The organism is Pseudomonas sp. Irchel 3E13 (genome assembly GCF_900187455.1).
Lineage (GTDB): Bacteria > Pseudomonadota > Gammaproteobacteria > Pseudomonadales > Pseudomonadaceae > Aquipseudomonas.
Genome location: NZ_FYDX01000008.1, coordinates 369,768 through 379,702, shown reverse-complemented (window position 1 = coordinate 379,702; position 9,935 = coordinate 369,768). Strand labels below are relative to the sequence as shown.

Annotated in this window: 5 protein-coding genes; 3 read left to right on the top strand and 2 right to left on the bottom strand. The window is 67.1% G+C overall.

The features are described from left to right. Both CKW37_RS16540 and CKW37_RS32795 read right to left on the bottom strand, forming a co-directional pair. Positions 1-181, bottom strand: a 181-nt coding sequence (locus tag CKW37_RS16540) for a helix-turn-helix domain-containing protein (RefSeq protein WP_143502012.1), incomplete at its 3' end; no start/stop codon positions are given. A 317-nt stretch (positions 182-498) separates the two neighbouring features. Further along, complete coding sequence (locus tag CKW37_RS32795; protein ID WP_159985266.1) at positions 499-669, bottom strand: hypothetical protein; 171 nt, start codon at positions 667-669, stop codon at positions 499-501. A 433-nt stretch (positions 670-1,102) separates the two neighbouring features. On the opposite strand from CKW37_RS32795, the gene CKW37_RS16535 reads away from it, so the two are divergent. From CKW37_RS16535 to CKW37_RS16525, 3 genes are all read left to right on the top strand, one after another. Further along, complete coding sequence (locus tag CKW37_RS16535) at positions 1,103-2,929, top strand: Hint domain-containing protein (RefSeq protein ID WP_095156773.1); 1,827 nt, start codon at positions 1,103-1,105, stop codon at positions 2,927-2,929. Between the two features lie 83 nt (positions 2,930-3,012). After that, on the top strand, positions 3,013-6,243 hold the full coding sequence (locus tag CKW37_RS16530) for a hypothetical protein (RefSeq protein WP_095156772.1): 3,231 nt from the start codon (positions 3,013-3,015) through the stop codon (positions 6,241-6,243). 30 nt (positions 6,244-6,273) lie between these two features. Continuing rightward, positions 6,274-9,930 (top strand): hemagglutinin protein, encoded by a 3,657-nt coding sequence (locus CKW37_RS16525; RefSeq protein WP_095156771.1) that lies wholly within the window; start codon positions 6,274-6,276, stop codon positions 9,928-9,930. Positions 9,931-9,935: the final 5 nt, after the last annotated feature.

The window sequence follows — 9,935 nt, the reverse complement described above, 5'->3', positions numbered from 1 at the left end:
CGCTGTGGTGCCGACGGGAACGCTTGAAACTGGCCTCGCCGTGGTGCTGGTAAGCCACGACCCAGCGCCGGAGAAGGGTAGGATCTATCTGGAACTGGTTCGCCACATGGCGAAAGCCACGGCCTCGATTGATGAAGGCCTGGATGGCGGACAGCTTGAACTGCTTGGAATACGTGGTCATGCAAACACCCCGGTGTTGGATGGGTGTCCAACTTCCGGGGCGCAGTTCAAAGAAAGCGGTGCCGATCCGGTAGGAGCGAGCTTGCTCGCGAAGGGCCCAATAGTGCTACACCCGCCTTAATTTCGAAGATGCGCCCCGGAACCCCACAAAAAACCAAAATAATTGCGCCGGGCATGGACATGCTGTTCAAACCGTTCCAGATCGGCGAGTTGCTGGACAAGGTGCGGCGAGCAAGCTCGCTCCTACACAAAAGAAAGCGATGCCGATCCGGTAGGAGCGAGCTTGCTCGCGAAGGGCCCAATAGTGCGACGACCACCTTAATTTCGAAGACGCGCCCCGGAACCCCACAAAAAACCAAAATAATTGCGCCGGGCATGGACATGCTGTTCAAACCGTTCCAGATCGGCGAGTTGCTGGACAAGGTGCGACGAGCGCTGGCTTGCCAGCGAATTGGCATAGCTGCGCCAGCGCCCGCCCATCGCGGGCAAGCTCGCTCCTACACAAAAGAAAGCGGTGCCGATCCGGTAGGAGCGAGCTTGCTCGCGAAGGGCCCAATAGTGCGACACCCACCTTAATTTCGAAGACGCGCCCCGGAACCCCACAAAAAAACCAAAATAATTGCGCCCCCCGAAGCCACCACCGCCTCCCGCGAAAAGCGATATCAAAACGCCTCCCCCAACCTCCTCAACAATGCCCCGCAGCCCACGAAAATAGCCGGACCCAGCCTGACCAATCAGTCACAAAACGCTGTTTCGCCCCGTGCCTCCGGGGCTTTTCCTGCGTGGACAAAGTATTGATCCACGCTGGAAAGCGCTGAAACATTCATTTGCAGATTCACCATCCCCCAACTATGTTTCTGACACCTTGGCGCTCACAAGGACCCAGTGAGCCGCCTGAATTCACCTCAGGGAAGAACCCACCATGGCGACTCGCGATGTAGTCCGGGCTGTGCGTCACGCCCTTTTCACCCTTGCTGCCGTACTTGCCCCGATCGGGCTCGCGTCAGCGCAGGCTTATACCGACAAGGCACCGCCGCCGTTGTCCAGTGAGGTGAAAGCCGACCTCAAAGCCCTCGACGCCGAACTCAAGCCAGGCATCCCTCACCGCCTCAATCTGGCCAACCCGCTGCACTATCGCGTGGCCCTCGAAACCCTCAAGCGCGCCGGCAAAACCCCGGAACGCTCGCCGCACCTGTTCAAGACCCTCGCCGCCGGCCACGAAGCCGGTGTCGCGGCGCTGAAGAAATCCGGTGGCCAGCCCGCCAAGGCCGTGGCCTTGAGCGACGAAGTCAGCGAAGGCCCGGAAAACCTCAACTTCATCGCCACCTTCTCCCAGGACAACACCGCGCCACAGAGCAAGGCGCTGACCGACAGCCAGCCGGGCTATCAGGCCACCGGTATCTCGTCGGTGGTCGACGGCACGGTCAGCACCACGATCATCATGGAGCTGTTCGAAGTCGAAACCGGCAACGTCTACGCCAACGTCTCGAAATCCCAGTATGGCGAAGGCACGGACTTTCGCCTGGACGTCCAGGGCCAGGTCCCCAGCGCCGACGGCAACCCGACCACCAAAGCCCAGGCGATGTTCTATTACTTCCCGAAAAATGCCGCACCCAATGACCCACCGGTGATGCTCATCCAGTCCTACCAGGACACCGTCAACCCCACCGCCGCCTGCATGAACCAGCCCAACTACTGCGTGCGCGACAACAACGGCAACTGCACCGGCAGCTACCAGACCACGTGCACCAACACCAAGGACAACACCCAGCAGATCAAGCTGTGCTGGGCACGCGGCAGCCAGCAGGAATGCGATTACTGGAACTCCACCGCGCACCCGACCGACTTCGTCTTCCCGTTGTCGGGTTCGGCGACCTTCGCCAATACCCCGCTGAACCCGGCGACCGGGGTGATCACCATCTCCATCCAGAACCCCACGGGCGGTGGCTGCCAGGTCTACTACCAGCAAGGCAGCGTGCTTGAGTCGCAATACTGGAGCACCAGTGCCCAGACCGTTACCTGGAACTATCCGGCGACGGCCTTCCCCAACACCGGCAACTGCATCAACTACTACGACGGCACCGCCGCTTATCTGTGGGTCACCGGCTACGTGGCACTAAACGGTGCCCCTGGCCAGCAACCACCGTTCGGCACCCTGAACTTCAACAGTGACCGCGCCAACATCGGCCAGCCCGGCGTCAACATCATCCCGCCGCTGTACATCATGCAGGGCTGCCTGGCCGAAGGAACGCCCATCACCCTCGCCGACGGCAGCCAGCGCGCGGTGGAAGCCTTCACCGGCAAGGGCGACGAAACGGTCAAGAGCGCCGACGGCAAGACCAGCCAGGTCTTCGGCACCACCAAGGGCGGCGAAATCCACCCGATGATCCGGGTCAAGACCAACGGCGGGCAGAACGTCCTTGTAACACGCACTCACCCGATGATCCTCGCCAACGGCATGCCGGTGCAGGCCCGTTCCCTGCGGGTTGGCGATGTACTGCTGACCGTCGACGGCAGCGCCGCGGTGACCTCCCTGACCCAGGAAAACTACACCGGCAAGGTGCATAACCTGCTGACCCAGCGTTACCCCAACCCCGGCACCTACTACGCCGGCGGCCTGCTCACCGGCGACGCCAACATGCAGCAATCGCTGGCCTCCGTGCAGTCCCGCGTGCCGATGCGCAGCCCCGCCGAAATCCGCGCCAGCCTGCCCAAGGAATGGCTGCAGGACTTCGATAACGACCAGTAAGGCACTGCGGGCAGCGCCCTCGCGCTGCCCGCGGTCACCCGTCCTTTCGCACTCATTTCCCTGCCCTTTTTCCGGAGGCGCCCATGGCCGTCCACGAAAATGCGTTGAACAACGCCAACGACCCGAGCATCGTTTCCGCCGTCTATGACGGCAACAGCGTGCGGGTCATCTGGCAACCCTCGGCGGACACCGGGGTAACCGGCTACGTGATCCAGCTGGCCTACCTCGGGGCCGGCGAAGCGGTGTTGACGCACCAAAGCGCGGTCATCGCGGGCCGCACCAGCAACCTCGGCAGCCTGACATTGACCGAGCCGCTGAACACTGACGTCAGCTACCAGGTGGTGGTCCAGGCGCAGTGGGATGACACGCCGGGGCAAAACAGCGCCCCGCTGATCCTGCCTACCGCCCGCCCGACCCTGCTGTCGGCGCTGTATGACGGCCATGCCCTGCGGCTGAGCTGGGAACCCTCGCCACAGGCGGGCGCCGGTTATCAGGTCGTGGTGTTTTCCAACAACATCGGCACCACCTACACGGCCAACGTCGCCGGTACGCAGAGCACCTCGGCGGTAATCGACAACGCGCAACTCGGCGGTGGCCTGGGCGACGGCTCGCAATGGGTGGTGTGCGTCGCCGCCGTGGGCGAAAGCAGTGCCTCGGCGCGCTCCAACCAGGCGCAGTTCCCGCCGACCTCGATGATCCGGCCGGTCCTGAAGAAAACCAGCCTGTACCGCAACGGCAACCATATCGTCGCCAATTGGGAAGGCCTGGCCGCCAGCGGCATCAGCGGCTACCGCCTGGCCGCGACCGGGTTCGCCAGCGGCGTCAGCTACAGCGTCGACATCCCCGGCGCCACGGTCAGCAACGGCATCCTGGCGCTGCCCGCCGCCCTGCCCGAGAGCGAAACCTTCCAGCTCACGGTCACCGCGCTGACCGCCAGCGGCGCCGGCCTGGTCAGCCCGCTGGTGCCGATCGTCTCGACCCGGCCGCTGATCACCGCCGCCAACTACAGCGGTAGCGCGCTGAACCTGAACTGGTCGATGACCAGCAACCCGGCGGTCACCGGCTTCACCGTGCAGGCCCTGTCCCTGGCCAGCGGCCAGAGTTTTTCCAACACGGTCAACAATCCCGGCGCCAGCTCGGCCAGCATCACCCTTGCTACGCCGCTGGACGGCACGCAGAACTGGGTCGCGCAGATCATCGCTAACAACAATGGCGGTATCGGTGCCGAAGGCGAATGGCTGCCGCTGGTCACCGGCACGGCCGCCCTCACCTCGCTGGCGGTGTCCGCCGACGGCGCCAGCCTGGATGTCACCTGGCAGGCGCCGGTCTCGGTGGTCGCACCGGACAGCACCGCCGTCACCCTGCTGCTCGACGGCGTGGCTGCCAGCAGCGTCAGTGTCAACGGCAACACCGCCCGCGTGGCCATACCGGTGCAGGTCACCAGCGGCACACCTGCGGTGGTCAGTGTCGGGTTGACCCCGGCCAGAGGTCCGGCACGCAACACCTCGACTCCCGCGACGGCGGCCCCGCTGGCGGTGCCGGCAATCGGCGGCTGGCTGGTCGACGCCGTCAGCGGCAGCGGCACTTTGAGCTGGGCCGCGCTGAGTGGCATCACCGGCTACCGCCTGCGCCTGCCCAACGGCCAGTCACTGGATGTCAGCAGCACCAGCACCGTCTTGAGCGCCAGCCAGTTGGCCAGCGCCGGCACACCGTCATGGGTGACGGTGCGTACCGCGTGCGTGGTCAACGGCGTCACCCTGCTCGGCCCGGCCAGCGCGCCCTTCGCCCTGGCCAACACGCCGGTGAGCGGCCTCGCCGTAAGCTACGACGGCGCCACCCTGAGCGCGCGCTGGAATGCCGTGCCGGATGGCCAGACCTACAAGGTCTCGGTGCTCAAGACCGTCGCCGGCAGCACCTCGGTCGACCAGGCGTTCACCTCGACGGCGGGCGTGCTCGAACAACGCTGGGCCTATGTCCCGAGCAACAGCGCGGCAACGCTGAGCGTGGTCGCGCAGGCCAACCAGCCGGTCGCCGGCATCGACAATATCGGCCCAGCCGGCCAGGCCACGGCGCTTTACAGCAGCGCGTTCATTCCCTCGGCACAAAGTGCCTCCACCGCCTTCCCTTACCTGATCCCGGCCCAGGCGCTGGCCACCGCCCTCGCCGGCACCGCGCCCACTGCGCCGCTGACCCTGTACCTGCCGCAGATCGCCAAGACCGGCAGCCTCAGCGGCCTGCCGATCAGCCAGGGGCCGTTCACCCTGGCGGCGGCCAGCGGCACCACCTACCCCTACAGCCTGGCGATTGCCTCCAGCGGTACCGACTCACCGTGGACCTTCGGCACTGAGCCGATTCGCGCGCCGCTGCTGCTGGCCTACGTCGCCTTCCTGAAAGCACTGGAAAGCGCCGGCGCCGCGCCGTGGGGCATCCTCGCCTTGCAGGATGCGCTGGCGCGGGTGATGCCGCAGACCTTCGAGGAATCCCTGTATTACGGCTTTGGCCTGTCGTTCCCCTCAGCCGATACCGCCGCCACCCTCGGCTCGGTGGACCTGCGCCCGGGCATGATCCTGCGGGTCGCCGCCAGCCCGTACCAAGCCATCTCGCAATCGTCGTCGGCGCTGCGCTGGAGCAACGGCTATGTCGCGGGCCCCGTGGTGGATTACGAGGTCAATCAGTTCATCGACAGCTCGGGCAACATCACCACCGGCTGGGACTCGTTCATCGGCCAACTGGTGGGCGGCGGCGCGCTGTCGGTGTCGCCGCCGCCGTCCCATGACACCACCCAGCAGATGGGTGGCGTGGCCGATGCGGCGGACCTGTATTTCCCGGCCTTTATCAGGCCCTTCTACCGCCTGTTCTCGCCGACGGCCCTGGACGGCGCCAGCGACCCCGCGCCCACCGACACCCCGAGCAACTTCACCCTCGCCGCAGCCGAGAGTTTTACCGCGCTCTCCAGCGCCAGCAATGTCCCGGGCGGGACGGTGCCGGTCGCCTATTTCCGTGGCCGCGCGGTGCCGCGCGCCTGCCTGCGGGTGACCCTCGACGGCACGCCGCTGGTGGTGCCGGTGGGCACTACGATCGCCAACCTGCTGGCCCAGGCCGGACGCCTGCCGATCGCGGCGCCGCTGCCGACCCAGGGCGTGCGCGTGTTGCGCGGCCTCGGCGCGGCGGTGCTCGACCCGAACGCCACGGCGGGCTCGGCAGCTTGGCCGCTGCGCCTGGACTGGACCGGGCTGGGCAGCTACGGGCCGGGCTGGACGCCGCTGTCGCTGCCGCTGCTGCCGGGAGACCGGGTAACCACCGGTCCGCAGTGATCCGTCCACGTCTCGCCGCAGGAGGCCGCCATGAGCGCACCGATATTCGAGCAAGTCGTTACGGGGTTGTACCGTTTGTCCACCACCGCCGAGAGCGGCCTGCCGGACTATTGGGCGGGCTACCTCGCCAGCCCCGGCAGCGCCCTGGGCAGCAGCGCCAACCTGCCCGAAACCTGGGCCGACCTGGGCGGCGCCTACCTGTTCCTGGCCAGCGCGCCGGCTGACCCGCAGGCGTTTCTCGACGGCTTGCGCGCGCTCTGGTCGGGCTTGTCTCCCAAAGGCTGGCTGCGCTTTCTGTGGATCGCCAACCCCGAAGCGCCGGCCAGCCAATGGCAGACCCAGGGCATCGACGCCCTGCCACTGCAGGCTGACAAGCCGGGTGGCGACTGGCGGGTGGTGCGCGACGCGCGCTTCGCCCTTGGCCAGTACGCAGTCGCAGTGGGTGGCGCCACGACGTTGAGCCTCGGCGACAACAGCATTCTGTTCGCTGGCAGCCGCCTAGCCTTTTCCGCACCGGGCGGCGTCTACCCGTCCAGCCAGGCCAGTTGTCCGCTGCCGCTGTCCGGCGCGCAACTGGGCTGCCTGACCTTCAGCCTCGACGCCGACAAAGGCAACGACCCGAACGGCGACGACCTGGAACGCCTCGGAGTGATGTTGCGTTACAGCGAAGCGGATGCGGACAGCCCGGTGGGCGCGGTGGACATCATCGACATGCCGCTGTTCAAGCAACTGGACACCACACCCTTCAGCCTGTTGCTGAGCTTCGACCCGCTGAACCCGGCGCTGCCGGCCCGCACCGCGCTGAGCTTCGACCCCGTCGCCGGCGTACCGACCCTGGAATTCGCCCAGCGCACCAACACCGGCCACACCAGCCGTGCAACGCCGCGCGCCGCCAGCGGCAACCTGCCGGGCGGGCGCCTGAGTTTCGGCCGCACCCCCCTGTTCGACGCCGAAGATCCGCACAGCGCCAGCCTGGTCTGGCACCTCGCCCCGGATGGCCTGTTCGACCTCGACACGCCGCAGCAAGCACAAGGAGACGGCAGCAACACCCGGTTGATTCTCGGCGTCTCCGGTACCGAGAACGTGGTGCTGCCCAACGCCGGCGGCTCACTGCTGCTGTTCCAGGCCAACGGCCCGGCCTACCTGCCGCCCACGGTGGAAGGCGATGCCGCAACGGCGATGACCGACCTCGGCACCACCGCCTGGGTCACCGTGCTGTCCGATGGCGGCACCGGCCGCGACTATGAAGCCCAGCCACCGCGCTCGCCGCTGTTCAATGCCGCGTCGGTGCCGGTGCCGGGTTTCCTCGCCTACCTGAACATGACCGCCGCCAGCCTGCCGACCCTGCAAGCCAGCGGGCAGACCGCGCCCACGGTCTGGCCCATGGGCGTGTACGGGCGCATTCCGCCGGCGGCCATCGACATGGCCGCGCACATCGAAGACGCGGCGCTGGCGCCCCTGCGCCGGCAACTGATCGGCCTGCCGCCGCTGGAAATGCAGCGCAGCGCGCCCACCGGCCGCCTGCGCCTGGGCAGCGAAGCGCTGGCCGGCGACACTCCGCCGCTGGGCGTCACCCCCACCGGCCTGATCGCCGTGCTCAATCAGGCGCAGACCGCCTGGGCCGGGGTGCTGTTCGCCAACATGCCGCAGTCGGACACCGGCCAACTGATCCTCACCGAGGTCAAGCCGCCGTTCCAGGCGGCGTTGCAGTCGAACCAACTGTTCATGGTGGTGGCCAATGTCGACACCTTCATGGACCAGGGCACCTCGGTGGCCTACCAGCTCACCGCCGCCAACGCCGTCTCGCGCCTGCTCGCCGCCGGTGTGCCGCCAACACAGGCCCAGGCCATCAACCAGGCCCTGGCCGGGCAGAACCCGCCTTACCCGGAGTTCGCCAACGAGGCGGCCTTCGATGCGGTGGTCGCCAGCAGCGCCGGCGATTACCTGACCCAGGCCCAGGCCGCAGCAGGCCTGCTGCGCGCCGATATCGAAGGCTGGAACTTCCAGTTGTCACCACGGGCATGGCGCACCGATGCACTGACACCGACCCTGATGCTGTTCAAGTTCTGTGGCCGCTCGATCACCGAACTGGCGGCCAACACCAGTGCCTGGTCCTGGCCGCAGGTCGCGATGAACGCCGATGGTTCGTTGCAGCCGGCCCGCACGGCCCTCGATGCGGTCATCGCCAAGGCCCGGCTGGCGGCGCTGGACCCGGCGGTCGCCGTCGATGATCCGCTGGTGCTGTTCTACCACGAGGTGCTGGACAACCCGCTGTGGAACGGCGTGCTGTTCCTCAATGCGCCCATCGACTTCCAGGACATGCCCTCGGCCCTGCGCTTCATGGCCGCCGGCGTCGATCGCTCACGGTTCTACGCCCATCACGTCGGCTTTTCGGTCACGCCGTACACGCCCCACGACGGCATCATCGACCTGGGCCAGACCGCCGCCTTCGGCCTGATCGACTACAACGACCCGGACGACCTGGTGGCGTCCACCACCATCCCCTTCGGCTACAAGACCCTGTCCATGCGCGTGCGCTTCGAGAACGCGCGGGTGGTGGATTTTTCCGCCGAGGCCGAACTGATGGTCAACCGCCTGTTCGGCTCCTGGCTGGCCAAGGTCGACCGGGCGCGGGGCAACAACCTGATCCTGTCCGGCAGCTACCAGCGTATCGGCGGCCAGCCGAGCTATTCCTTCAGCCTGCTGGGCGACAACGTCTACCAGAGCAACGGCGCGGCGCTGGCTTCCATCGATATCCGCGATTGCCGCATGGAGACCGCCGCAGCACCGGTGGACGGCCTGTTGACCGCCAACTTCGTGTTGTCCGGGCGGCTGGCCTTCGTCGAACTGCCGGAGTTCGACCTGTTCAGCTACGGGCCCGGCACCGCAGTGAACGGCTACCTGAGCTTCCAGGGGCTGGCGGTGAGCATGTCGTTCCCCATGCAGACGCCGGAACAGCAGCACTTCACCTCGGGCGAAGCCGGGGTCAGCTTCGACACCGGCCCCGGCGCGTCCCTCGCCCGCCCGGCGTCGCTGGTGGAAAATTTCCCGCTGCGCCTCGACGGCCTGGTGGCCGCGCCCGACCTGGCGAACGCCGGCGAGCCGCCGCAGGGCGCGACTCCGGAAAGCCTCGGGTTCACCTCCATCGGCGCGCCGCTGGACCAAGTGCCGCTGACCGCGCCGTGGTTCGGCCTGAGCCTGGCGCTGGACATGGGCACCCTCGGCGCCCTGAGCGGCGCCATCGGCCTGAAGATCACCCTGCTCGCGGCCTGGGGCCCGGAGCCGGTGGCCGGTGACCCGCCGGTGTACCTCGGGATCAAGCTCGGCATGTCCAACGCCATCAGCGGCAGCCTGCCGCTGCAAGGCGTGCTCAAGCTCGGCTTTCGCAATTTTCTCTTCGAGACCTGGCGCGACAGCGATGACCGCCTGAATTACCTGCTGCGCATGCGCCGCTTCGCCGTGTCGGTGCTGGCCTGGAGTTTCCCGCCGGGCAACGCCGACCTGCTGCTGTTCGGCGCCCCCGGCAGCCCGAAATCGTCGCTGGGCTGGTACGCCGCCTATGCCAAGGACGACGACAAGAAAACCCAGACCCTGCTGGCCGGCCCCGCGCCGCGCCAGGTGCAACGGCGCACGCCGGACGCTAAACGCCTGGCCCGCTCGGGGCGGCGTACGCCGCCGGTTATCTGATCAAG